At 62.2% G+C, this 22,971-nt stretch carries 22 protein-coding genes; 10 read left to right on the top strand and 12 right to left on the bottom strand.

Features of this window, described 5'->3' with window-relative positions:
- Window positions 1-31 precede the first annotated feature (31 nt).
- The 3 genes from BC360_RS04125 to BC360_RS04115 form a co-directional block, all read right to left on the bottom strand.
- Window positions 32-949: a DUF535 family protein gene (locus tag BC360_RS04125; RefSeq protein WP_244512666.1), complete on the bottom strand. Its 918-nt coding sequence runs from the start codon at window positions 947-949 to the stop codon at window positions 32-34.
- A gap of 306 nt (window positions 950-1,255) precedes the next feature.
- Window positions 1,256-2,428 (bottom strand): ATP-binding protein, encoded by a 1,173-nt coding sequence (locus tag BC360_RS04120; RefSeq protein WP_244512665.1) that lies wholly within the window; start codon window positions 2,426-2,428, stop codon window positions 1,256-1,258.
- Window positions 2,425-3,117 (bottom strand): response regulator, encoded by a 693-nt coding sequence (locus BC360_RS04115; protein WP_065794410.1) that lies wholly within the window; start codon window positions 3,115-3,117, stop codon window positions 2,425-2,427. Before BC360_RS04115 ends, BC360_RS04120 begins: the two co-directional genes overlap by 4 nt.
- 379 nt (window positions 3,118-3,496) lie before the next feature.
- Between BC360_RS04115 and BC360_RS04110 the strand changes: the two genes are divergently transcribed.
- A complete protein-coding gene (locus tag BC360_RS04110) occupies window positions 3,497-4,294 on the top strand; it encodes a phosphatase PAP2 family protein (protein ID WP_083222438.1) in 798 nt (265 codons plus the stop codon).
- Between the two features lie 38 nt (window positions 4,295-4,332).
- Here the strand turns inward: BC360_RS04110 and BC360_RS04105 are convergent, their stop codons facing one another.
- Complete coding sequence (locus BC360_RS04105; protein WP_065787501.1) at window positions 4,333-5,334, bottom strand: substrate-binding domain-containing protein; 1,002 nt, start codon at window positions 5,332-5,334, stop codon at window positions 4,333-4,335.
- 192 nt (window positions 5,335-5,526) lie between these two features.
- On the opposite strand from BC360_RS04105, the gene BC360_RS04100 reads away from it, so the two are divergent.
- From BC360_RS04100 to BC360_RS04085, 4 genes are all read left to right on the top strand, one after another.
- Window positions 5,527-6,555 carry an ABC transporter substrate-binding protein gene (locus tag BC360_RS04100; RefSeq protein ID WP_065787461.1) on the top strand — a complete coding sequence of 343 codons (1,029 nt, stop codon included), beginning with the start codon at window positions 5,527-5,529 and terminating at the stop codon, window positions 6,553-6,555.
- Window positions 6,556-6,692: 137 nt separating this feature from the next.
- Window positions 6,693-8,930, top strand: coding sequence for an ABC transporter permease (locus BC360_RS04095; protein WP_065794379.1), 2,238 nt, complete (start codon window positions 6,693-6,695; stop codon window positions 8,928-8,930).
- A gap of 8 nt (window positions 8,931-8,938) precedes the next feature.
- Window positions 8,939-10,000, top strand: a complete 1,062-nt coding sequence (locus BC360_RS04090; protein WP_065794378.1) for an ABC transporter ATP-binding protein — start codon at window positions 8,939-8,941, stop codon at window positions 9,998-10,000.
- Between the two features lie 135 nt (window positions 10,001-10,135).
- Window positions 10,136-10,948, top strand: a complete 813-nt coding sequence (locus BC360_RS04085; protein ID WP_065794377.1) for an inositol monophosphatase family protein — start codon at window positions 10,136-10,138, stop codon at window positions 10,946-10,948.
- A 21-nt stretch (window positions 10,949-10,969) separates the two neighbouring features.
- On the opposite strand, the gene BC360_RS04080 is transcribed toward BC360_RS04085, so the two are convergent.
- Together BC360_RS04080 and BC360_RS04075 are read right to left on the bottom strand one after the other, a co-directional pair.
- Window positions 10,970-11,743: a slipin family protein gene (locus BC360_RS04080; protein ID WP_065787457.1), complete on the bottom strand. Its 774-nt coding sequence runs from the start codon at window positions 11,741-11,743 to the stop codon at window positions 10,970-10,972.
- Window positions 11,744-11,769: 26 nt separating this feature from the next.
- Window positions 11,770-13,134 carry an NfeD family protein gene (locus tag BC360_RS04075; protein WP_065794376.1) on the bottom strand — a complete coding sequence of 455 codons (1,365 nt, stop codon included), beginning with the start codon at window positions 13,132-13,134 and terminating at the stop codon, window positions 11,770-11,772.
- 245 nt (window positions 13,135-13,379) lie between these two features.
- On the opposite strand from BC360_RS04075, the gene BC360_RS04070 reads away from it, so the two are divergent.
- Window positions 13,380-14,081 carry a DUF2161 domain-containing phosphodiesterase gene (locus tag BC360_RS04070; protein ID WP_065794409.1) on the top strand — a complete coding sequence of 234 codons (702 nt, stop codon included), beginning with the start codon at window positions 13,380-13,382 and terminating at the stop codon, window positions 14,079-14,081.
- A gap of 19 nt (window positions 14,082-14,100) precedes the next feature.
- Entirely contained in the window at window positions 14,101-14,469 is a 369-nt protein-coding gene (locus BC360_RS04065; protein ID WP_065794375.1) for a YbaN family protein, read from the top strand.
- Between the two features lie 40 nt (window positions 14,470-14,509).
- Here BC360_RS04065 and BC360_RS04060 read toward each other — a convergent pair whose 3' ends face one another.
- The 6 genes from BC360_RS04060 to napE are packed head-to-tail and all read right to left on the bottom strand — an operon-like array spanning window position 14,510 to window position 19,133.
- Window positions 14,510-15,205, bottom strand: a complete 696-nt coding sequence (locus tag BC360_RS04060) for a NapC/NirT family cytochrome c (RefSeq protein WP_065794374.1) — start codon at window positions 15,203-15,205, stop codon at window positions 14,510-14,512.
- A gap of 4 nt (window positions 15,206-15,209) precedes the next feature.
- Window positions 15,210-15,710: a nitrate reductase cytochrome c-type subunit gene (locus BC360_RS04055; protein WP_065794373.1), complete on the bottom strand. Its 501-nt coding sequence runs from the start codon at window positions 15,708-15,710 to the stop codon at window positions 15,210-15,212.
- Window positions 15,680-18,184, bottom strand: coding sequence for a periplasmic nitrate reductase subunit alpha (gene napA / locus BC360_RS04050; protein WP_065794372.1), 2,505 nt, complete (start codon window positions 18,182-18,184; stop codon window positions 15,680-15,682). Before napA ends, BC360_RS04055 begins: the two co-directional genes overlap by 31 nt.
- On the bottom strand, window positions 18,159-18,446 hold the full coding sequence (locus BC360_RS04045; RefSeq protein WP_065794371.1) for a chaperone NapD: 288 nt from the start codon (window positions 18,444-18,446) through the stop codon (window positions 18,159-18,161). The genes napA and BC360_RS04045 overlap by 26 nt, the downstream gene beginning before the upstream one ends.
- Window positions 18,439-18,933, bottom strand: a complete 495-nt coding sequence (gene napF / locus BC360_RS30535; protein WP_083222437.1) for a ferredoxin-type protein NapF — start codon at window positions 18,931-18,933, stop codon at window positions 18,439-18,441. Before napF ends, BC360_RS04045 begins: the two co-directional genes overlap by 8 nt.
- An 8-nt stretch (window positions 18,934-18,941) precedes the next feature.
- Window positions 18,942-19,133: a periplasmic nitrate reductase, NapE protein gene (gene napE / locus BC360_RS04035; protein ID WP_065794408.1), complete on the bottom strand. Its 192-nt coding sequence runs from the start codon at window positions 19,131-19,133 to the stop codon at window positions 18,942-18,944.
- A 521-nt stretch (window positions 19,134-19,654) separates the two neighbouring features.
- On the opposite strand from napE, the gene BC360_RS04030 reads away from it, so the two are divergent.
- The 3 genes from BC360_RS04030 to BC360_RS04020 are packed head-to-tail and all read left to right on the top strand — an operon-like array spanning window position 19,655 to window position 22,866.
- On the top strand, window positions 19,655-20,134 hold the full coding sequence (locus BC360_RS04030; RefSeq protein ID WP_065794369.1) for a GNAT family N-acetyltransferase: 480 nt from the start codon (window positions 19,655-19,657) through the stop codon (window positions 20,132-20,134).
- Between the two features lie 24 nt (window positions 20,135-20,158).
- Window positions 20,159-21,181, top strand: a complete 1,023-nt coding sequence (locus BC360_RS04025) for a glycoside hydrolase family 3 N-terminal domain-containing protein (protein ID WP_065794368.1) — start codon at window positions 20,159-20,161, stop codon at window positions 21,179-21,181.
- 35 nt (window positions 21,182-21,216) lie between these two features.
- Window positions 21,217-22,866: an ABC transporter substrate-binding protein gene (locus BC360_RS04020; protein WP_065794367.1), complete on the top strand. Its 1,650-nt coding sequence runs from the start codon at window positions 21,217-21,219 to the stop codon at window positions 22,864-22,866.
- Window positions 22,867-22,971: the final 105 nt, after the last annotated feature.

Below are 22,971 nucleotides of genomic sequence, written 5' to 3'. Positions count from 1 at the left end.
CCCAAGGAAATGGCCGATCATGCGCCGGCGGTCAGTAGAACCACGCGCCGATGTCGCGAAATGCACGTTTGCTCTGGTCGCGCCTGTTGCCGTCCTCATTGGCCTGGCCATCACCAATCGGGAGACTGAAGCCAAACGGATCGGACGGTTCGCCGCCCCTGTCGCGCCAATAGGCATCAAGATCGGCGACCATCATCCGGCGGCGCTTGCGCCGCCGACGATTGATCACATGCTTGTCGTTGGAGACGGCGTAGAGGTGCGAAGCGTTGCCCTCGGAGGCGAGCCCCTGAAGCGTGAGCAAAACGGCATCTTTCGGCCGCAGGCCGCCAAGGTCGCGGGTCGCGGTAATCAACGCGCGTTTCCCGTCGCCGCCGCGCGGGCCCTGCATGCCGCCGATCGCCAGGCTATAGGCGTCTTCGCCGCAGCGCACGAAGGCAAAGCTGACGGTGCAAAGTGCGCAGCGATCGCTTTGCCGGCTGAGCCGGATAGCGAAAGCACCCTCATGGCGGCCGCCGCAATGGTCGGCCAGCAGCAACTCGATGCGGTAGTTTTCAATACGGCCTCCGACCGTGCCCATTTCCATCGGCGTGCCGCGCCAGAGCGCCATCAGCGACCGGCGCGACAGAACCTCGCTCGCGACATCGAAGTGGTCCATCAACAATTCGAGACGACGCCGGGACGAAGCGCCATGCAGCAGAAATGTCGGGACCGATTTGCGGATGAGATCGTCATGCGGAAGACCCAACTTGTGGCGATCGCCAAACGCGCCGAGAAACGCGAGCCAACGCGTCGTCAGCATCGGGTGACTGGCAAGGCGCATCGAGAAGACGACCGCGCGCTTCCAAGTGAGCCGCCCGCCAAGTTCGAGAACCTGCCACAGGATCCGCCGGTCCGATCGATCCTGCGCTGGCATGTTGGCGGCGGCGACGAAGCCAACGGACGGCAGCAAGGTTTCGACCCTCTCTCCGCGTTCGTCAGGGAGTGATGGCAAGTCCGATCGAGCGCTGTATTGCTGCAAACGACCTTCCAGGGACATGATGTAATTCCTTGAAAGCAAATGCTTGTCCAAGCATCGCCGGGATATCCGGCACCGCTGGGTTTGCCCGCTGTTTGTCAAGGGAATGCGGAGAAGTGATCGGGAATTGAGCGCAATCCGCAGAGCCGTCTACGCGCACGCGCAAAACGGCCACAGGGTTCGCGGACCGTCGCTGCACAGGCCGCGATCAGGCCCTGTTCAAGCTGATGCCAGTGGTGTTCAGGCGGCGCTTTCGCGCGGCAGCATTATGGTGATCATCGCTCCGCCGCCGGGGCGCGCTCCGAATTCCAGCCGGCCGCCATGGGCCCTGGCAATCGCCTGCACGACGGAGAGGCCAAGGCCTGTCCCGCCGGTAGCCCGCGAACGTGACGCGTCACCACGCCAGAACAGGTCGATCGAGTGGGTCGATACATCGTCCGGAAGCCCCGGTCCGCGATCAAGCACGCGGATGAAGGCCTCGTCGGCACCACGCGCACCGGTCTCACAGCGAAGCACGCCGCCAGATGCCGCATAACGACAGGCGTTTTCGACGAGCGCAAGCAAGGCCTGGCGCAAGCGCTGCGAATCGCCAGACACGACCGCCGGCTCAAGTGCTGCCTCAAGCGAGAGGCCGGCGGCTGCCAGAATTGTGCGGGATGCGCCGAGCACCTGCGTCGCCTCGGCAGAAAGATCGACCGCGCTGCGCTGCGTCACGAGTTTCTGGCCGGCTGCAAGCGACAGGGTGCGCAGGTCCTCGACCAGCGCGGACAACCCTTCCACCTGCACGAGGAGTTGCCGCACGCGCTCCTGCTCCAGCGGGAAGACGCCATCGGCCATGCCCTGCAAATTGCCTTGCAGGATCGTCAAGGGCGTGCGCAGTTCGTGTGCAACTGCCATCGTGTTGAAGCGCAGGCGGCTTTCCATGCTTTCGAGTTCAGCCGCCAGTTCATCGAATGTCTTGATCAACGTCGCCACCTCCTTCGCCCCCTTTCGCACGGAGCCGACACGGACTGCGAAATCACCAGCACGCAGATCCACGGTTGCCTGGGCGAGCAGTTCCAGCGGGCGGCTGATTTTGCGAGCCAGCCAATAGCCGATCAGGCTGCAGGTTGCCGCAGCGATCGCACCGAAGATGATGATCGACAGATCGATCTCGCTGTTGCCCCATTCCTCAATCTCCGGAATGGTGCTCAAGAGCGCCCTAAGATGCGCCTCTTCAGGCATGCGGCCGGCGTTGATGTCGGTATAGGCCTGCGCCGCCCCGCGCGGCATCCTCTTCAGCATCCGCTCCTCGAGGTCCGACTCGATCCACATAACGCCGAAATAGACGATGCAAACACTGACCACGAGCAGGACCGCCTGAAGCATCGCGGTGAGAACACCGAGCGGCATTCGCGACATTCTGATTTTCATCTCGGCTCCACGAAACGGTAGCCGACGCCGCGAACCGCGGTGAAGAAGCCGCAGGCACCAAGATCCTCGAGCTTGCGGCGGAGATTGGCGACGTGGGTATCGACCGTGCGTGCCAGCGCATCGCTGTCCGGAAGGCAAGCGTCGAGTATGTCGGCGCGTTCGAAGGCATGCGTCGGGCGGCGGATCATGTGGGCGAGGATGCGGAATTCGCTGAGCGTCAGCGGCAAGGACTGGCGCTTGCCGCTGTTGTCGACGAAGGCGGCATGAGCGTCGAGGTCGACCTCGACGTTTTCGAAGCGCAGCACCGTCGCGCCGGCGCCGCTACGTGTGCGCCGCAGTACGGCATTGACGCGGGCCACGACTTCCTGCGGGTTGAACGGCTTGACGACATAGTCATCCGCGCCGAGCCGCAGGCCCGCCAGCCGATCGAGATCCTCGGCAAGGGCCGTCACCATGATCGTCGGCGTGTTGCTCTCGCGACGGATGCGCGCCAGCACTTCAAAACCATCGAGCCGCGGGATGCGCACGTCGAGAAGAACCAGATCCGGCGAAAGCACCGCGTGATGGGTAAGCGCGGTTTCGCCGTCGGCAGCCCGCACCGTCCGGAAGCCGTCGCGCACGAGATAGGCATCGAGGATCTGCGCGATCTCCGGCTCGTCCTCGACCAAAAGGATGAGACCCTTGTCGATCATCTGCAAACTCCTCGCGCATGTGTTGTGGCAACGAGCTTATGGGACGAAAAAATCCGGCATGCAATTCATCCGGGTAGCCCTCGGCGCCGTCACCGAGCGTTCCGCATCAAGCGTTCTTCGTTTCTCCGCCATTTCTTGACAAAGCGAACCGAGTGTCGCCGCCATTGCCTTCGGCCCCATAGCTGTGGCGCCCGATGCCTGTGCCTTTGAACCTGATTTTGCGGTAAAAATGCCTGGCCCAACGGCTCAAGCAACACGTCGAAAGGCTGATTTGCGTTCCGCTCCCAGCCTTCTCCAGTTCCCCGCCCTTCCTTGACAGTCAACCGCAACTCTTCCGCTCGCACCTCCTCATATTTTTTCATAGCGAGCATTCGGAATGTCCAGCATCCTGCAATCCACCACGACACCTAATGCCGGCACCTTGTGGCAGGTTGCCAATCCCCGGACATGGCTTGCCCACGCGCGCGCTTACATCCAGGAGCACGCGATCCAGGCGGCCTCCTCCGCGACGATCTTTGCCGGCTTCATCTTCATGGCCTTTCCCGGTATCGATCTCGCTGTGTCTCGCTGGGCGGCGACCGGTGACGCAGATTTTCCGCTGTCGCGGGAACACGCGCTGCGTCTGCTGCGCGATTTCAACCGCGTGATCCCGCTTTTGATCCTGCCCGCTGTGGCGACCATGCTTGCTGCACAAATTGCAGCGCCGCGCGCCTGGTTGCCGCGTCCGCACAAGATGCTGTTTTTCCTAACCTTCTATGGGCTCGGCCCGGGCCTTGCCATCCAGTTTCTGAAAACGTTGGTTGGTCGCGCCCGCCCCTCCGAGATCGTCGAATTCGGCGGAACCCTGCCGTTTACGCCGGCCTGGCAGGTCTCTGGCGTCTGCTCGCGTAGCTGTTCGTTTGCCTCCGGTGAGTCGGCCACAGCGATTGCCTTGATTGCATTGGCGCTGCTGCTACCGGTGCGATGGCGTCGGACGGCGATCCTCGCGTTGATCCCTGTCGTGCTCGCCTTCTCGCTCAACCGCGTCGCCTTCGGCGCCCATTTTCTCTCGGACGTCGTGCTCGCCTGGCTCATGATGCTTTGGATCATGCTGTGGCTATGGTCTGTGTTTGCAGCCCACGGCGCACGCATCGATGCCGCTCTGACGCGTGGTCGACGCCCTATCGAAAGCTGATTTCGGCGGCGCCTTGCCGCTGGCCGGTCTCTGCTCGATCAGGCGCTGCGCACCGACCGGCGCCAGACGAAGGGGGCGTTCAGGCGCAGCGATTGCGATTGCCCGACGTCGTCGCTCATCAGCCACGCCACCGCCGCCGTCGCGATCTCGTCGATCGGCTGGGCGAATGTCGTCAGATCGTAGGAATTCCAGGCAGCCTGCGGAATGTCGTCGAAGCCGACGACGCAGAGATCCTGCGGGATCGACAGCGAAAACTGGTGCCGGGCTGCGTCCATGAAGCCGAGCGCAACGAGATCGGTGACACAAAAGACCGCATCCGGGCGCTCGCGACGGGTCATCAGCCGCTGCGCCAGGACCTTGCCACTTTCGTAACCCGTCGGGCCGAAACGCTCGACGGTCACGTCGAGCCCCTGCTCCCGCGCGGCGGCGACGAAGCCCACTTCGCGCGCCATCAGGCTTGGCGTGCCCGCTTCCGAATTGGCAAAGGCGAGACGGCGACAGCCCGCCCGCAGGAATGCGGTCACGACGCTCTGCGCCGTGCCCTCCTCATCGAGGTTGATCCTGAGCGGTCCCTGATGTTCGTCGTCGCGATTGATGAGAACCAGGCGTTGACCGTTCCTGACGCAGAGATCGACCAGCGATTTGTCCGGCATGCCGGACAGCACGATCGAGGCATCGGCCCGATAGCGAATCGCCTGACGCAACGCCATGTCGACGCGTTCGTCGGATCGATCCGTGTTGACGATCATCGCGATCTTGCCGGCGTTCTGCAGTTGCTGGGTCAGGGCCTTGATCAACGCCGATCGGTAAGGCGTGCCCAGGTCGGAAACGACGAGGCAGACGATGCCGCTCTCGTTGCGCATCAGCCCGCGAGCGAGATGATTGACGTGATAGCCGAGCGCTTCGGCCGCTTCCATGACCTTTCGGCGCGTCTCCGGCGCGATGCTCGCACCCGCTGTGAATGCGCGCGAAACCGCTGACCGGGAAACGCCGGCCTTCCTTGCCACTTCCTCCGCACTGACGAATATCTTGTCGCTCATCGGGAACCACTCTTGCACGGCTTTGCAAACTTCTTGCAACAAATCCCAAGCCTGTGCAAGCTTGATCAAACCCAAGTTGTTAAACTTTCTGCTTTTCATTTGACCCGGATTGACAACATTCCGATCCATGTGACACCTTGCACGCGCTTGCATTACTGCGATGTGGAGGCATCGCATCATTGGGAGGAAGTTATGAAAGCTGTATCCATTTCGGTTGCGTTCGCCGCAACCGGCCTAGCATTCGCCGCGTCTGAGGCGCAGGCAGCTGGCAGTCTCAATCTTATTTGCTCGGCAGACGTCGTCATTTGCGAGCAGATGACCGCCGATTTCGAGAAGGAAAGCGGGATCAAGGTCAACATGGTTCGCCTGTCTTCCGGCGAAACCTATGCCAAGGTTCGCGCCGAGGCGCGCAACCCCAAGACCGATATCTGGTGGGCAGGCACCGGCGACCCGCATCTGCAGGCGGCATCCGACGGCCTGACGCTTGAATACAAGTCGCCGATGCTCGACCAGTTGCAGGATTGGGCCAAGAAGCAGGCCGAAGGCTCGGGCTACCGCACGGTCGGCGTCTATGCCGGCGCGCTCGGCTGGGGATACAACACCGAAATCTTCCAGAAAAAAGGCTTCAAGGAGCCGAAATGCTGGGCCGATCTGCTGGACGCTTCGCTGAAGGGCGAGATCCAGGTGGCAAACCCGAACTCGTCGGGAACGGCCTATACGGCACTCGCATCGCTGGTGCAGATCATGGGCGAAGACCAGGCGTTCGACTACCTGAAGAAGCTCAACGCCAACGTTGCGCAATATACCAAATCGGGCTCGGCGCCGGTCAAGTCGGCCGCACGCGGCGAGGCCGGCCTCGGCATCGTCTTCATGCATGACGCCGTCGCCCAGACGGCCGAAGGCTTCCCGATCAAGGCGATCGCGCCTTGCGAGGGCACCGGCTACGAGATCGGCTCGATGTCGATCATCCGTGGCGCCAAGAACCTGGACAATGCCAAGGCCTGGTACGACTGGGCGCTGAAGGCAGAGGTTCAGTCGCGCATGAAGGATGCCAAGTCCTTCCAGCTGCCGTCCAACAAAAGCGCGGAAGTGCCGAAGGAAGCACCGAAGTTCGAGGATATCAAGCTGATCGACTACGACTTCGCCACCTATGGCGATTCCGAAAAGCGCAAGGCTCTGCTTGAGCGTTGGGACCGCGAAGTCGGCGCCAGCGCCAACTGACGCCATTCGACGTGCGACCGGCCGGGCCGAACGATCCGGTCGGTTGCATTTCGAAAGACCGCTGGCGCTTCCGGCTGCCCACCAGCCGGCCCTGCAACAGATCGACATTCCAATATTGAAGAGACGCGAGGACCGTGATGGAACATCGCAACCGTAGGCTCGACCTCACACTCGGGCTTGGGCTGGCCGCATTCATGGCTGTGCCCTGGTACCGCATCGAGGGAGGCTTCTTCGGCCTCGGCTGGCTTTCCAGCTTTCCCTCCGATACTGCCGTGGCACCCGGCCTCGCGCAAATCTTTGCCCACGGACGGCCATGGCTCGTCGTCGCGCTCGTACTGCTCGGCGTCTGTGCAGCCGCCCGGTTCGTTCGCGACCCGGCCCGTCGCGGGTTAGTGTTGGCGGCAGCCGGCGCAATCGGCCTTGTCTTCATCGCGTTCCAGGGTCTGGCGATCGGCTTCACTGGCTGGACGTGGACCATCAGCGAAAGCCTTTTTGGACCACTCAACGACGGACAGCCATCGATGGGCGCCGGCGCCGTTCTGGCCTCCCTCGCCTTCATTCTGCTCTTCGCATTTGGCCTGGCCGAGCGCGGCGTCATGAAGGGCGACGCCTTCATCGTGGCAGCCATCTCGCTGCTCGTCTGCCTCGTCGTCGTCTTCATCTTCTATCCCGTCGGCACCATGTTTGCAGCCTCCGTCCAGGATTTTGACGGTTCGTTCAAGCCGGACGGCTTCCTGCGCAACATCCAGGACGGCTCGATCTGGAGCCTTGGCTGCGTCACCGGCGGCGAGCGCTGCGGCGTTGCATGGCGCACGCTGTGGCTGGCGCTGTTGACTGCGTCCGGCTCGACATTGCTCGGCCTCGCCTTCGCGCTTGTCGCGACACGCACCCGCTTCCCCTTCAAGAAGGGCATGCGCCTGTTGACGATCCTGCCGATCATCACGCCACCCTTCGTCATCGGCCTGGCGCTGACCCTGCTCTTCGGTCGCGCCGGTGTCATTACGGAGTTCCTGTCGGACGCCTTCGGCATCGAGCCGGGGCGTTGGCTCTACGGCCTGACCGGCATCTGGATCGCGCAGGTCCTTTCCTTCACCCCGATTTCCTTCCTCGTGCTGATTGGCGTCGTCGAGGGCGTCAGCCCATCGATGGAAGAGGCATCGCAGACGTTGCGGGCCGATCGTTGGCGGACATTCTGGAACGTGTCGCTGCCGCTGATGAAGCCGGGTCTCGCCAACGCCTTCCTGATCGGTTTCATCGAGAGCATGGCCGATTTCGGCAATCCGTTGGTGCTCGGCGGCAGCCACGGGGTGCTTTCGACCGAAATTTTCTTCGCCGTCGTCGGAGCGCAGAACGATCCATCACGCGCCGCCGTGCTCGCCATCATCCTGTTGTGCTTCACCCTGTCGGCGTTCCTGGCTCAGCGCTATTGGCTCGCGGGCAAAAATTACTCGACCGTCACCGGCAAGGGCGATTCCGGATCCCATATCGCCCTGCCGCGTCCGCTCTCGATCGCCGTCCATGCCGTCGTCATTCCGTGGATGATCTTCACGCTCGTCGTCTACGGCATGATCCTGTTCGGCGGCTTCGTGAAGACCTGGGGTCTCGACAACTCGCTGACGCTCGAGCACTACGTCAAAGCCTTCTCGATCTCGATCGCCGATGGCGCCATCGCCTGGACCGGTGTCGCCTGGAATTCGTTCTGGACGACGATGGAGATCTCGCTGATCTCCGCGCCGCTGACGGCCCTGGTCGGGCTTCTGACCGCCTACCTGATCGTCCGGCAGCGTTTTGCCGGACGGGACATCTTCGAGTTCGCCCTGATGTTGAGTTTTGCCATTCCCGGCACCGTTATCGGCATCAGCTACATCATCGCCTTCAACCTGCCGCCGCTCGAAATGACCGGCACGGCGCTGATCCTGGTTGCCTGCTTCGTCTTCCGCAACATGCCCGTCGGCGTTCGCGGCGGCATCGCGGCGATGAGCCAGCTCGACAAGAGCCTGGACGAGGCGTCGCTGACGCTGCGGGCAACCAGCTTGCGCACGCTGCGCAAGGTGATCCTGCCGCTGCTGCGGCCGGCCATCGTCGCCGCCCTCGTCTATTCCTTCGTGCGGGCAATCACGTCGATCAGCGCCGTCGTCTTCCTCGTCAGCGCCGAATACAACATGGCGACGTCCTATATCGTCGGCCTCGTCGAGAACGGCGAGTTCGGCGTGGCGATCGCCTATTCTTCGGCCCTTATCGTGGTGATGATCACGGTTATCACCGGCCTGCAACTACTTGTCGGCGAGCGCAAGCTGAGACGGGAGAACCGCGTCTTCGCCGCGGCTCCGGCCCGTGCCGCCGCCAAAACCCTTTCCCAGGAGAACCCCGCATGAGCACTCAAATGACTACACCGCGCACCGGCTCGGTCGTCTTCCAGAACGTGCGCAAGCAGTTCGGCGCCTTCACCGCCATCCACGACCTTTCGCTGACCATCGAACCCGGCACTCTCGTCACCCTGCTCGGCCCGTCCGGTTGCGGCAAGACCACAACCCTGCGCATGCTTGCGGGCCTCGAGCATCCGACCGCCGGCAAGATCCTGATCGGCGGCAAGGACGTGACCATGCTGCCGGCCAACGAGCGCGACGTGTCGATGGTGTTTCAGTCCTACGCGCTGTTCCCGCACATGACCTCGCTCGACAACGTCGCCTACGGCCTGGAATCCTCCGGCATGAAGAAGAAGGAGGCACGCGATCGGGCGGAAGAGGGCCTGAAGCTCGTCGGCCTCGGCGGCCTCGGCCAGCGGCTGCCGGCCGAGCTGTCAGGCGGGCAACAGCAGCGTGTTGCCGTCGCCCGCGCGCTGGTGCTCGAGCCGCAGGTGCTGCTCCTCGACGAACCGCTCTCCAACCTCGATGCGCGGCTGCGCCGTCGGGTGCGCACCGAAATCCGCGAGTTGCAGCAGCGGCTCGGTTTTACTGCCGTTTACGTCACCCACGACCAGGACGAGGCGCTTGCCGTCTCCGACCGGATCATCGTGATGAAGGACGGCGAAATCGCCCAGGAAGGCGCGCCGCGCGAACTCTACGAGGCACCGGCATCCGCCTTCATCGCCGACTTCATGGGCGAGGCCAATGTGCTGCCGTGCGAAATCACCGCGTCCGATGCCGGCCTTGCCACCATCCGTATCGGCGGGCTCGAACATCGGTTGCCGTCGCGCGATGCTCGGCCCGGCCCGTCGAAGCTCGCCGTGCGCCCCAATGCCGTGACGCTGACGCCCGCGACAGGTGCTGCGCTGCCCGGTACTATCAGCACTGCGGCCTATCTCGGCGGCCACATCGAGTACGAGGTTGAAACGCCAACAGGGCTGCTATTTGTAGTTCATGAGGCGATCGAGGAGATGTTATCTCCCTCCACCGAAGTCGCCATCGGCTTCCGCAACCGCGGCCTTGCTTTGATTACTGCATAATTCCTCAAATCTGGATCGATTTTAGGGAGAAATTATGCAGCAAATTTAGAGCGTTACAGCGTCTTTTGCGCGTCATATCTGACGCGCGGCGCTGTAGCGTATGATTTTCGAGACCGATACAGGAAGGACCATTGCATGACATCGCCACTCGCGGGCCTTGAAGCCCGCTTTGCGCTCGCCAAGACCATTGCCGCAGAAGCCGGACAGCTTGCCCACGACTATTTCCTCAAGCGCGAAACGCTGGTGATCGAGACCAAGGCTGACGCCCATGACGTCGTCTCGATCGCCGACCGGAACGTCGAGACGCTGATCCGTGACCGCATCAGCGCCGCTTTCCCCGACGACGGCGCGCTCGGCGAAGAACACGGCCTCATCGGCGGCACTTCGGGCTTTACCTGGGTAATCGATCCGATCGATGGAACCACGCCCTTTGTCAACGGCATGCCCAACTGGTGCATCTCGATCGCCGTGCTGCATGCGGACAAACCCGTGATCGGCGTGATCCAGTCGCCGTGCCACGATGAACTCTACACTGCCGCGACCGGCCTCGGTGCGACGCTCAACGGCAAGACCCTGCGCCTCGACGCGACACGGACGATCCGCGACGCCGTGACCGGTCTTGGCGCCAACAATCACGTGACGCCGGCCGAAGTGGCCGGGATCGTCGAGCGGCTTCTTGCAGCCGGCGGCAATTTCATGCGCAACGGTTCTGGCGCGCTGATGATTGCCTATGTGGCCGCCGGCCGGCTCGTCGGCTACTACGAGCCCTACATGCATGCCTGGGATTGCCTGGCCGGCTATTGCCTGGTCAACGAGGCGGGCGGCTGGTCGCTGCCCTTCCCGACACGGGGCGAAGCCCTGACCCGGGGAAGCGCCGTGCTGGTCGCAGCACCGGGTGCGATCGAAGACCTGCTCAAGGTCGCGCGACTGGAAAGCAAGGCAGCCTGACGATCGACGCTCCGAACGCGATCAGCTCGCCGGCTTGTCGACTTTGGCCGTCAACAGATTGACGAGCTCCATCGGGAACGGGAACACGATCGTCGAGTTCTTTTCCCCAGCGATCACGTTCAAGGTGCTGAGATAGCGCAGCTGCATGGCTTGAGGTTGCCGGGCAAGGATTTCGGCGGCCTCGAGCAGTTTGGCTGCCGCCTGCTGTTCGCCCTCGGCGTTGATGACCTTGGCGCGACGTTCCCGCTCCGCCTCCGCCTGGCGTGCGATGGCGCGGACCATGCTTTCGTTGATGTCGACATGCTTGATCTCGACCGTGGCCACCTTGATGCCCCAGGCGTCTGTCTGGCTGTCGAGGATCTTCTGGATATCTTCGTTCAGCCGGTCGCGCTCCGCCAGCATCTCGTCGAGGTCGTGCTTGCCAAGCACCGAGCGCAACGTCGTCTGGGCGAGCTGGCTGGTCGCCATCATGAAATCCTCGACCTGGATCGTCGATTTTTCGGCATCGATCACCCGGAAATAAATAACCGCGCTGACGCGGACCGAAACGTTGTCATGCGAGATGACGTCCTGGCTGGGAACGTCGAGCACGCGGGTTCTCAGATCGACCCGCACCATCTGCTGGACATAGGGAAGAAGCAGGATCAGCCCCGGCCCTTTCACGCCCGTGAAGCGGCCGAGGGTAAAGACAACACCGCGTTCGTATTCGCGCAGGATCCGGATCGCATAGGCGATGACGATCAGGACGAACAACAGGATCGCGAGATAGGGAGCAAGGCTCCCGAACATGTCCATGATCTTTGCTCCTTCTACCACGTGCGTCAGCCCTTTGCCTCGTCGCGCGCGACCTCAAGCGTCAGCCCGTTACGGCCTATAACCTTCACATTTTCGCCCGCATCCAACGCCTGGCTGCTGACGGCCTGCCAGCGCTCGCCGTGGGCAATGACATAGCCGCTGGCGCCGGTCCAACTATCGACCTTGCCCGGGATTCCGATCATCTGCTCACCGCCGGTGACGACCGCACGGCGGCGGGAACCGAACGCAAGACGACCGACCAGTGCGCTGAAGCCGAGGCTGGCAATGCCAAGCCCGGCCAGAACGGGCCAGGACACCTGCAGCCCCGGTGTCTCGGTATCGAAGAGAATTGCCGCACCGAGCACCAGCGCCAGGGCGCCGCCGACGCCGAGCACGCCGAGAGAAGGCGCATGTGCCTCCGCAACCAACAGGCCCATGCCGAGCAGTATCAACCCGACACCGGCATAGCTGACCGGCAGAACGGCCAACGCGTAGAGACCGAGCAGCAGGCTTATCCCACCGACGGTGCCGGGCACCACGGATCCTGGTGTCAGGAACTCGAAGATCAGTCCATAGATGCCGATGATCATCAGAATGACCGCAATGTTCGGGTCCGTTATGACCGATAGCAGCCGCGTCCGCCAATCCGGCACGAAATCCTCTGGCATGAGACCTGCGGTTTCGAGGACCACATCCGCTTCCCCGATACGGACAGTCCGTCCCTGCGCCTGTTTCAGCAGATCGTCGACGGAAACAGCAGTGAAATCGACGACCTTCTGTTGAACGGCAGCCGCTGCCGACAGGCTTTCCGCCTCGCGGACGGCCCGCTCGGCCCAATCGGCATTGCGCCCCCGCAACTCGGCAAGTCCGCGGATATAGGCCACAGCATCGTTGACGAGCTTGGCTTCGCTCGCGGTCTGCGTTGGCTGCGGCTTGGCGGCTTTGTCTTTGTCGCTCTCGTCGGCGCGCTCATCCTTTTGTCCGCCGAACATGTCTCCGCCGATGGCTATCGGTGTCGCAGCTCCGAGATTGGTTCCCGGCGCCATGGCGGCGATATGGCTTGCATAGAGGATATAGGTACCTGCGCTTGCGGCGCGCGCTCCACTTGGGGCAACAAAACTCGCCACCGGCACCGAAGATGCGAGAATCGCCTGGATGATCTCGCGCATCGAGGTATCGAGACCACCGGGCGTATCCATTTCAAGAATGGCAAGCGGCAGCTGCCGATCATTGGCCTTCTGCAATCCGCGCCTGATGTATTCGGCCGTTGCCGGGCCGATCGCGCCCTTGAGCTGCAGCACCAAGACAACCCGCTCGGTTTCTGGCGCGGACGCGGCTGGAAACACGAATATCGAAATCAGCGACAGCAACAAAGTGAGGATTCGCAACATCTGTCGTCAAAGCCTCGGATACCGGGCGCCTTCCGGCGAAGGCCTCCCACGCAGCAATATTAGCACACCATAAAGTTAAGACGAAGCACAACGTACCACCGCGCTGCGAACAGCCAACCGGATGACAAAGTCGCGGATCGGGGATATCTGCATGTCGGGGCAACCGCTCTACCTTGCCGAAACAAACGACGATGGCGGCGTTTGCCAAGACGAACCGCCTTCGACCTCGCCAGGAACCCATCCGCTTGGAGACAACACTCTATCTTCCGATCAAGCGCTTCCTCGAAGAAGCGGGATACTCCGTAAAGGGCGAGATCGGAGGCTGCGATATCCTTGCGCTCAGCGACGACGAGCCGCCGCTCGTCGTCATCTGCGAACTCAAGCTGACGTTCAATCTGGAACTGGTATTACAGGCAGTGGATCGAGCCAATGCCGGTGACGAAGTTTGGATCGCAGCGCGCGTCTCGGCCAAGGGCAAGGGACGGGAAAGCGATCGCCGCTTTCGCGATCTCTGCCGCCGGCTCGGTTTCGGCATGCTCGCCGTCGCCGACGATGGCACGGTCGATGTGATTGTCGCAGCATCCGCCGCCATGCCACGCAAGAACCTGAAAAAGAGAGCGCGTCTCATCAAGGAGCACCGCCGTCGCAAGGGCGACCCGACGCTCGGCGGTGGCTCGCGCGCGCCGATCATGACCGCCTACCGCCAGCAGGCGCTTGCCTGCGCGGCCGCTTTGCAAAATGGCCATCTGCGCCCGCGCGACCTGCGCGAAGCTGCACCCGATGCGGCCAAGATCCTGCTCGGCAATGTCTATGGATGGTTCGAACGTGTCGACCGCGGCGTCTACGCGTTGACAGAACTGGGCGCGGAAGCGCTTCGGCGCTGGCCGCAGGATCCGGTACTCGGCCAGAAAGAGGCGGCAGCGATATCAACATGTTCCGAAAACTGACCTGGCGCGGAGAGCACATATGAACCTTCCTCTTCGGCTGCTCTGTCTTGGTCTCGGATGGTTGATGGTTGGCTTTGCCGTCGCCGGCATCTTTCTGCCCGTCTTGCCAACCACACCCTTTCTGCTCCTGGCGGCGGGCCTGTTTGCTCGCGCGTCGCCGCGACTTGAACGCTGGCTGCTGGAGCACCCGACCCTTGGCCCCTCCTTGCGGCTGTGGCGGGATAAACGTGCGATACCGGCACGGGCAAAGACCGCCGCCGTCGCCCTGATGGTCACGAGCTTCGTCTTTTTCTGCATTGCCAGCAAACCGAGCCTGTCCCTCGCGGCGGTCGTCGCCGCGGCGATGCTGCTCCCGGCCCTCTTCATCATCACCAGGCCGACCGCCTGAGGGATCAATGCCTTCGCGGCACTTTTGCCGGAAGCGACGATCAAAGGCTGCTGGCGTGAAGCTCCATCATCGCTCGGCGAAGATCGTCGATCGGTGTCAGGCCGGTCGTGCTTGAGCCTTCCAGCTCCTTCGGCATCTTCCAGCCGGGATCGATGCCCTGCATGTTCGGCAGTTCATGGGCGATGCCCTTGTGGCAGTCGATGCAGGTCGCTTTGCCGGACAGCAGATAGCGCGTGTGAATGGTGGCCGCACGCTCCGTCTGCTTCTGCAGGTCCATGGCAACGGAGGAATGGCAGTTGCGGCATTCCAGGCTGTCGTTCGCCTTCAGCCGGGCCCACTCGTGCTGGGCCAGCTCGAGCCGCTTTTCGAGAAATTTGGGGCGTGTGTTGATGGTACCGAAGATCTTGCCCCAGACCTCCTTCGACGCCTGCATCTTGCGGGCGATCTTGTCGGTCCACTGGTGCGGTACATGGCAGTCGGGACAGGACGCGCGCACGCCGGAGCGATTGGAGAAATGGATCGTGCGCGTCAGTTCCTCATAGACATTGTCTTTCATCTCGTGACAGGAGGTGCAGAACTTCTCCGTATTGGTGATCTCGAGCGCCGTATTGAAGGCCCCCCAGAACATCACACCTCCAATGAAGCCGCCCAACGTCAGAAAACCAAGGCTCAGCGTTCCCGCCGGCGTGCTGACAAGTCGCCACGCCCATAGGACAAGTCTTCGGATCCGCTCCATGGGCTCACTCGCTTCCGGCCGGCTTGACGCCAAGTTCACTCATGTCCTTGAAGACATTGTCGACCAGCGGGCGAACATCCGCCTGCGGCACATGGCACGCCGTGCAGAAATAGCGCCGCGGCGAAACGTCGGCGATCATCTGCCCATCGCGCGTCATGTAATGCGTCACGCTGATCATCGGCGCGCCGCTATCCTGCGTGAACTCGCGCTTGTGGCAGGAGAGACAGCGATTGGTATTGACTGAAAGCTGGTAGCCCTCGATCGAATGCGGGATGATCGGCGGCTGGTCCGGATAGGCGCGCATCTTGCGCTTGTCGTCGACCACCCATTTCGGCAAGGTCGCGGCGGCCCCGGTTTCCATCTGCGGTGTCGGACCTTCAAGCTGCGGCACCATTTGCTGGACGACCTGGGCAATCGCCGTCGTCGCGGCAAACAGCGCGAGGCCGATGGTAACAACCATCCATTCTGGTCGCTTCAAGCGACGGAGACGATCTTGACTGCGCATTTTTTGAAATCCGTCTGTTTGGAGATGGGATCCGTTGCGTCGAGTGTCACCTTGTTGATCAGTTGGCTTGCATCGAACCAGGGCACGAAGATCACGCCGGGCGGCATGCGATTGCGTCCGCGCGTGTCGATGCGCGAGCGGATTTCGCCGCGACGCGACACGATCCGCACCTCCGCCCCCTGATTGATGCCGCGTTTGCGGGCATCGTCCGCGTTCATGAAACAGCGGGCGCCGGGAAACGCGCGATAGAGCTCCGGCACGCGCATCGTCATCGAACCCGAATGCCAGTGTTCGAGCACCCGACCCGTCACCAGCCAGAGGTCGAATTCGTCGTCGGGCGATTCGGCCGGCGGCTCGTAGGGCACGGCGAGAATGACCGCCTTGCCGTCCGGGCGGCCGTAGAATTTGACGCCCTCGCCGGCTTTGACATAGGGGTCGTAGCCCTCGCGATAGCGCCAGCGCGTCTCCTTGCCGTCGACCACTGGCCAGCGCAGGCCACGCTCCTCATGATAGCGGTCGTAGGGCGCCAGATCGTGCCCATGGCCGCGGCCGAAGGATGCGTATTCCTCGAACAGCCCCTTCTGGATATAGAAGCCGAAGGCTTCGGCCTCGTTGTTGGCGTAGTCGCCTCTGACTTCGCTCAATGGGAAACGATTGACCTCGCCGTTCTGGAACAGCACGTCATGCAGCGTCTTCCCCCTGAACTCCGGATTGGCCGCAAGGATGTCGGCGGGCCAGACTTCGTCAGTGATGAAGCGCTTGGAGAACTCGACCATCTGCCAGAGGTCTGAGCGCGCCTCACCCGGCGCCTGCACCAGTTGATGCCAGACATGGGTCCGCCGCTCGGCATTGCCGTAAGCCCCTTCCTTCTCCACCCACATCGCCGCTGGAAGGATGAGGTCGGCGCTCATCGCCGTGATCGTCGGATAGGCATCCGAGACGACGATGAAATTCTCCGGATTCCGATAACCCTGGTAGGTTTCGTTGCTGGTGTTGGGGGCCGCCTGGACGTTGTTGTTGACCTGGACCCAGTAGAAGCTGAGCTTGCCGTCCTTCAGCATCCGGTCCTGCTCGACGGCGTGATAGCCGGGCTTTTCCGGGATGATCCCATGTGGAATGCGCCAGATCTCCTCGGCGTGTTTGCGGTGCTCCGGATTGGTCACGCTCATGTCTGCGGGCAGACGGTGAGCGAATGTGCCGACCTCGCGCGCCGTGCCGCAGGCGGACGGCTGCCCCGTCAGGGAGAACGGGCTGTTGCCGGGTTCCGAAATCTTTCCGGTCAGAAGGTGGATATTGTAGACCATCTGGTTCGCCCAGACGCCGCGCACATGCTGGTTGAAGCCCATGGTCCACAGCGACATGACCTTGCGCTGCGGATCGGCATAAAGCTCCGCCAGCTCTTCCAGAAAGGCCGGATCGACGCCGGTCAGTTCGGCCGTCTTCTTCAGGGTGTATTCCGACACGAAGGCCTTGAACGCCTCGTAGTCCATCGGCTCCATCTTGCCGGGGTCGGACGAGTTGGCCGCCTTGACCTCGACCGGATTGTCCGGGCGCAGGCCGTAGCCGATGTCGGTGACGCCGCGCATGAAGGTGGTGTGCTTCTGGACGAAGTCCTCGTTCACCCGCCCCTTCTCGATGATGTAATTGGCGATGTAGTTAAGGATCGCCAGATCGGTACCGGGCTTGAAGACGACAGGAATATCGGCGAGGTCCATGCTACGGTGAGTGAAGGTCGATAGGACCGCCACCTTCACATGCGGCTGGCCCAGGCGACGGTCGGCAAGCCTGGTCCAGAGGATCGGATGCATCTCGGCCATGTTCGAGCCCCAGAGCACGAAGGCGTCCGCATGCTCGAAGTCGTCGTAGCAGCCCATCGGCTCGTCCATGCCGAAGGTGCGCATGAAGGCATAGGCCGCCGAGGCCATGCAATGGCGGGCATTGGGGTCGAGATTGTTCGAGCGGAACCCGGCCCGCATCAGCTTCGTTGCCGCATAGCCCTCGAAGATGGTCCACTGGCCGGAACCGAACATGCCGACAGCCGTCGATCCCTTTTCCTTCAGTACCTTCTTGCACTGCTCGGCCATCACGTTGAAGGCCTCGTCCCAGCTCACCGGCTCGAACTCGCCGTCCTTGTTGTAGGCGCCGTTCAGCTTGCGCAGCAGCGGCGTCTTCAGCCGGTCGGAGCCGTACATGATCTTGGAGAGGAAATAGCCCTTGATGCAGTTGAGGCCGCGGTTGACCTCGGCCTGCATGTCGCCATGGGTGGCAACGACCTGCCCTTGCTTGACCCCGACCATCACGCCGCAGCCGGTGCCGCAGAAGCGACAGGGCGCCTTCGACCACTTGATCTCGAGCGCGCTGATACCGCCGGGCACAGGTTGAGCGGCTGCGGGCATTGCAATGCCGGCGGTGGCGGCGGCGATGCCGGCCGCATGCGCCTTCAGGATGTCACGCCGCGTCAGTTCGGTGGTCATCGTCAGTCCCTCCTTCCGTTTCGACATGTTCGAAAACCATGTTGGCCGCCACCACGCCCTCAAGCGCGGAGATCGTCGACAGGCATTCGCCGAGCATGCCGGTAGTCGTTCCCTCGATGACGACGACGATCTTGCCGCCCTCATGTCCGTAGACCTCGACATTTTCCATGCGCGCCAGCGCCGCAAGCACGGCATCCTTCATCGCCGGAAGAGCGACGACGACAGCGCTTGAGATATGATATTGCCGGGGGACATCAGGCATGGACGCCCTCCTCAAGCCGCTGGGCGATGCCGATGGCGCCGACCGGGCAGATCCCGATACAGGCACCACACCCGCTGCAACTGTCGACGTCCACCTCCGGCAGGAACGGCCCACCGGTCCGAGGCCGAAAGCGGATCGCCTGCTGCGGACAGGCATCGCGGCAGGATTGGCAGGCGACGTTGTTTTTCGCGAGGCAGCCGTCGGCGATGGCAACGACATGGGCAAGCCGCGCCGCGCCCTCCACTGCGAATACCGGCTCTGGACAGGCCCGTGCGCAATCGCCGCAGAACGTGCATTCACCGCCTGAAAAATCGAGCGACGGACGCTCGTCCATAAGCGAGATGATGTGCGTGGGACACTGTTCCACGCAGCGGCCGCAACCGGTGCATGATGTCAAGCTTTCAAGCGTGACGCCCGGCGGCAAGACACGCATTCTGTCTGCCTGCCGGCCGAGCAACAATCCTCGTCTGGTTGTCACAGCCCCCATCGATCACCTCAATGCCCGAGCGGGCCCGGAGGGCCGTAAACGATTTGCAGCATCCAGATGATGAAGCCGTAACCGCCGACCACGCCGACGGCAACCAGCGGCCAGATGCCGAAGGCCAGGACAAGGAAAGTCAGAAGCTCCTGACGCCGGCGAGATCGCAGCTCCTGCTCGGTCACGTGCTGTGGAGGTACCTCTGACACGTCAGGCTCCCGGTCTCGTTGATCCGAAAGCATAGTAACAACCCGTGACAGAAAATAAAGCGGAACAAACTGTACTCTTTCAATCAAGAATAAAAATAACATCTGTCAATTCAAAGGGATATTTGCCCCAATAATTACAGTGGTTCCTTGCGAAAACAGAACAAAAGCCAAACTTAGTATTTTCGTAAATCACAATATAACAAGAACAATGAAAGAACACGGCCCGTGACGGCACTTTGAGGAGAATGCCAGCCGTGCACGCTTTGTCGACTTCGAAGCTATTGGTTTTTGGGACCAACTCGACGATTCGCCGTTTCGCCGCCGGAGCATTCGCCAAAGCCGGCGCGCTGTAGCGCGACAATACTATGCGCCGCCAAACGTTCTCGCCGCCGTCATGGTGACGCGCCAGCGGTCGCGCGCCATCGCCACGATTGCCGGTTGACAACCCACCCGAGATGAGGACACATATTGCATTACAAAGGGATCAATTCCTTAATAAAGGAATATATGGAGGATCAGGAGTGCCGGACTTGCTTGTGAGCTTGTATGCTCCGACGTTCGCCAATCTCAAGCGGAAAACCGACGCGACCGGCATTCGCATTCGTCCGGCGCTTCCGCCCGAAATGCATCTCGTCGTCGAGTGGGTAAGGCAGAACTTCAGTGACAATTGGGCGAGCGAGGTTTCCGTCGCGTTCTCCCGCCGGCCGATTGCCTGCCTCATCGCGGTGGAGGATGGAAAGCTGCTCGGTTTTGCCTGCTACGACACCACGGCGCGCGGCTTCTTCGGCCCGACCGGGGTCGCCGCCGAAAGTCGAGGGCGGGGCATTGGCGTCGATCTGCTGACCGCATCGCTGGAGACCATGAAGACGCTCGGGCATGCCTATGCCTTCATCGGTGATGCCGGGCCGGTTGATTTCTACGCCAAGACCATCGGCGCCGTTGCCATCCCCGCCGCCGACAAAGGCATCTACGAAGGTATGCTTCGTAGTTCATCCAAATAATCACCTGAACATCGGAGCTTTCCAATGGCATCGACGCCGCTCGCCCTTTTCGTCGGGCTTCCAAACCCGACACTCTCGGACGACGAGTTCGCGCTGTTTCGCGAAACCAATCCGCTCGGCCTCTTCGTCGGTCGCCGCAATCTGCGCGAGCCTGGCCAGGTCAAGATCCTGATCGAACGTTTCCGCGAGGCGGTCGGGCGGGAAGACGCGCCTGTCTTCACCGACCAGGAGGGCGGTCGCGTCCAGCATCTCGACGCCGGTCCTTGGCCGCTTTTCCGCAGCTTCGGCCAGTTCGCCGAACTTGCGCGCCATGATCTCGACCTCGGCAAGAAGGCGCTTCGTCTTTCGTCGCAGGTCATGGGAACGATGATGAGCGAACTCGGCCTCACCAGCGGCTGCTCGCCGGTTCTCGATCTCGTCTTCGAAACGACCAGTTCCGTCATCGGCGCCCGTTCCTTCGGTTCTGACCCGGATTTCATCGCAGCCCTCGGCCGCGAAGTGGTCGATGGTCTGCTTGAGACCGGCAACATGCCGGTGATGAAGCACATCCCCGGGCATGGCCGCGCAACACGCGATTCCCACAAGGAGCGCCCGGTCGTCGACGCATCGCGCGAAACGCTTGTCGCAACCGACTTCAAGCCCTTCGTTGCCCTCAAGGATACGCCCTGGGCGATGGTCGCCCACGTCGTCTACTCCGCCTATGACAGCGAGCTGCCGGCCTCCATCTCGCCGACGATGCACGAGGTGATCCGCAATGACATGGGCTACGAGGGCGTACTGGTATCCGATTGCATCTTCATGGAATCGTTGCGCGGCACCCTGCCCGAGCGTGTGAAGCAGGTGCTCGACGCCGGCTCGGACGTAGCACTTCACAGCCACGGCGATCTTGCCGAGAGCGAGGCCGCCGCCAAGGCCGCCCGCCCGCTGACCGAGGCGGCCCAGAGGCGCATCGCCGCCGGCCAGAGCCGGATCGGCAAGCTCAAGGTCGACGTTCGTGCGGCGCATGCCGAAGTCGAAGAGATGTTCAAGAGCGTCCTCGTCGCCTGACGGGACGCCATTCACCAAACATGGGGGGAGCAAACATGACAAAATCCATTCTCTGGGCGGCGACCGCGCTGACCCTTTTCGCTGCACCGGCCATGGCGCAGTCGATCCTCACGGTCAATATCGAGCCGGCCACGACCTGGGTTCGCAACTTCAACCCGTTCAACCAGACATCGGCGCGCCAGAGCACGCTCGACTTCATCTACGAGCCGCTGGTCGTCTTCAACCGCTTCGATGACAACAAGCCGGTCTTCCGCCTCGCCGAAAGCTTCAAGCTTGCCGACGATCTGAAGAGCATCGAATTCAAGCTGCGCCCGAACCTGAAATGGTCGGACGGCAAGCCGCTGACGGCCGCCGACGTCAAATTCACCTACGACTACCTGAAAAAATTCCCGGCGCTCGATTTCGTCAGCATCTGGACCTTCATCACCGGCGTCGAGGCTGTCGACGGGCAGACCGTGCGCTTCACGCTCGTCAATCCAAGCTCGCTTGCCGCCGAGCAACTCGCTCAGTTGCCGATCGTGCCTGAGCATGTCTGGAGGGATATTGCCGAGCCGGTGACCTTCGCCAACGAGACACCGGTCGGCAGCGGCCCAATGACGGAAATCCCGCGTTTTACCGGCCAGACCTACGACCAGTGCCGCAATCCGCATTATTGGGACGGAGCGACGCTGAAGGTGGATTGCATGCGCTTCCCGCAGTTGGCCGACAACAACCAGATCCTGACCGCGACCGCGTCCGGCACGCTCGACTGGGGCGTTTCCTTCATCCCGGATATCGAGAACGTCTATGTCGCCAAGGACCCGGAGCACTACCATTTCTGGTATTCGCCGAGCAGCATGGTGGCATTCCTGTTCAACCAGGAAACCGCCAACGAGAACAACCGCAAGGCCTTCAACGACGTGAAGTTCCGCCGCGCCGCCAGCATGGCGCTCGATCGTGGCACGATGGTCGCCGTGGCGGGTTACGGCTATCCGACGCTCAACGAAGATCCCGCCGGCATGGGCGAACTCTATAAGAGCTGGGCCGATCCTTCGGTCGCGACCGACTTCGGCACCTACGGCAAATACGACGCAGATGCCGCCAAGGCCCTGCTCGACGAGGCCGGCTATGTCGACAAGGACGGCGACTGCCTCCGCGACAATCCGGACGGCAGCAAGATCTCCTTCTCGATCATCGTGCCGAGCGCCTGGACCGACTGGATCGACACGGTCACGATCGCCGTCGAAGGCCTGCAGGCCGTCGGCCTCGATGCCAAGATCGAGACGCCGGAAGAAGCCGTATGGACCGGCAACCTCATCAACGGCACGTTCGATGCTGCGATCAACAGCCTGCCGGCATCCGCCTCGCCCTACTATCCCTACAAGCGCGCCTTCAGCGCTTCGGACAAGGGCAAGACGCGCTTCACCGCGCAGCGCTGGTTCAATGCCGACGTCGAGAAGCTTCTGACCGAGTTCACCCACACGGCTGACCTCGCCAAGCAGAAGGAAGCCATGAACAAGGCTCAGCGCATCGTCGCCGAGAACCTGCCGATCATGCCGGTCTTCAACAATCCGAACTGGTACCAGTACAACACCAAGCGCTTCAAAGGCTGGGTGACGGCTGAGACGCCGTTCGTCAATCCGTCGATCTCGCGGACCAACCCGGCGCGCCTGCTGCATCTGCTCGCGCTCGAGCCGGTCGACTAATACCCCCAGGACTGGCGGGAGCGGCTCATCACCGGGCCGCTCCCGTTTTCGCGCCGGCCTCTGCAGCGGATCTGCTCCAGGATAAGGGCTTGCGCCGTTTCAAAG

Origin of the sequence: Ensifer sp. LC163 (assembly GCF_001695855.1) — a bacterium.
Lineage (GTDB): Bacteria > Pseudomonadota > Alphaproteobacteria > Rhizobiales > Rhizobiaceae > Ensifer.
Note: the sequence above shows the minus strand (reverse complement) of the source record. Positions and strands in the feature narration are given on the sequence as shown.

What these genes read in the sequence shown, in the direction of transcription:
- BC360_RS04120 (WP_244512665.1), bottom strand. Translation starts at nt 2,428, where the DNA reads ATGAAAATCAGAATGTCGCGAATGCCGCTCGGTGTTCTCACCGCGATG.
- BC360_RS04065 (WP_065794375.1), top strand. Translation starts at nt 14,101, where the DNA reads ATGAACCTTCCTCTTCGGCTGCTCTGTCTTGGTCTCGGATGGTTGATG.
- BC360_RS04025 (WP_065794368.1), top strand. Translation starts at nt 20,159, where the DNA reads ATGGCATCGACGCCGCTCGCCCTTTTCGTCGGGCTTCCAAACCCGACA.
- BC360_RS04060 (WP_065794374.1), bottom strand. Translation starts at nt 15,205, where the DNA reads ATGGAGCGGATCCGAAGACTTGTCCTATGGGCGTGGCGACTTGTCAGC.
- BC360_RS04020 (WP_065794367.1), top strand. Translation starts at nt 21,217, where the DNA reads ATGACAAAATCCATTCTCTGGGCGGCGACCGCGCTGACCCTTTTCGCT.
- BC360_RS04080 (WP_065787457.1), bottom strand. Translation starts at nt 11,743, where the DNA reads ATGGACATGTTCGGGAGCCTTGCTCCCTATCTCGCGATCCTGTTGTTC.
- BC360_RS04085 (WP_065794377.1), top strand. Translation starts at nt 10,136, where the DNA reads ATGACATCGCCACTCGCGGGCCTTGAAGCCCGCTTTGCGCTCGCCAAG.
- napA (WP_065794372.1), bottom strand. Translation starts at nt 18,184, where the DNA reads ATGACCACCGAACTGACGCGGCGTGACATCCTGAAGGCGCATGCGGCC.
- BC360_RS04075 (WP_065794376.1), bottom strand. Translation starts at nt 13,134, where the DNA reads ATGTTGCGAATCCTCACTTTGTTGCTGTCGCTGATTTCGATATTCGTG.
- napF (WP_083222437.1), bottom strand. Translation starts at nt 18,933, where the DNA reads ATGGGGGCTGTGACAACCAGACGAGGATTGTTGCTCGGCCGGCAGGCA.
- BC360_RS04100 (WP_065787461.1), top strand. Translation starts at nt 5,527, where the DNA reads ATGAAAGCTGTATCCATTTCGGTTGCGTTCGCCGCAACCGGCCTAGCA.
- BC360_RS04095 (WP_065794379.1), top strand. Translation starts at nt 6,693, where the DNA reads ATGGAACATCGCAACCGTAGGCTCGACCTCACACTCGGGCTTGGGCTG.
- BC360_RS04055 (WP_065794373.1), bottom strand. Translation starts at nt 15,710, where the DNA reads ATGCGCAGTCAAGATCGTCTCCGTCGCTTGAAGCGACCAGAATGGATG.
- BC360_RS04090 (WP_065794378.1), top strand. Translation starts at nt 8,939, where the DNA reads ATGACTACACCGCGCACCGGCTCGGTCGTCTTCCAGAACGTGCGCAAG.
- BC360_RS04045 (WP_065794371.1), bottom strand. Translation starts at nt 18,446, where the DNA reads ATGCCTGATGTCCCCCGGCAATATCATATCTCAAGCGCTGTCGTCGTC.
- BC360_RS04110 (WP_083222438.1), top strand. Translation starts at nt 3,497, where the DNA reads ATGTCCAGCATCCTGCAATCCACCACGACACCTAATGCCGGCACCTTG.
- BC360_RS04105 (WP_065787501.1), bottom strand. Translation starts at nt 5,334, where the DNA reads ATGAGCGACAAGATATTCGTCAGTGCGGAGGAAGTGGCAAGGAAGGCC.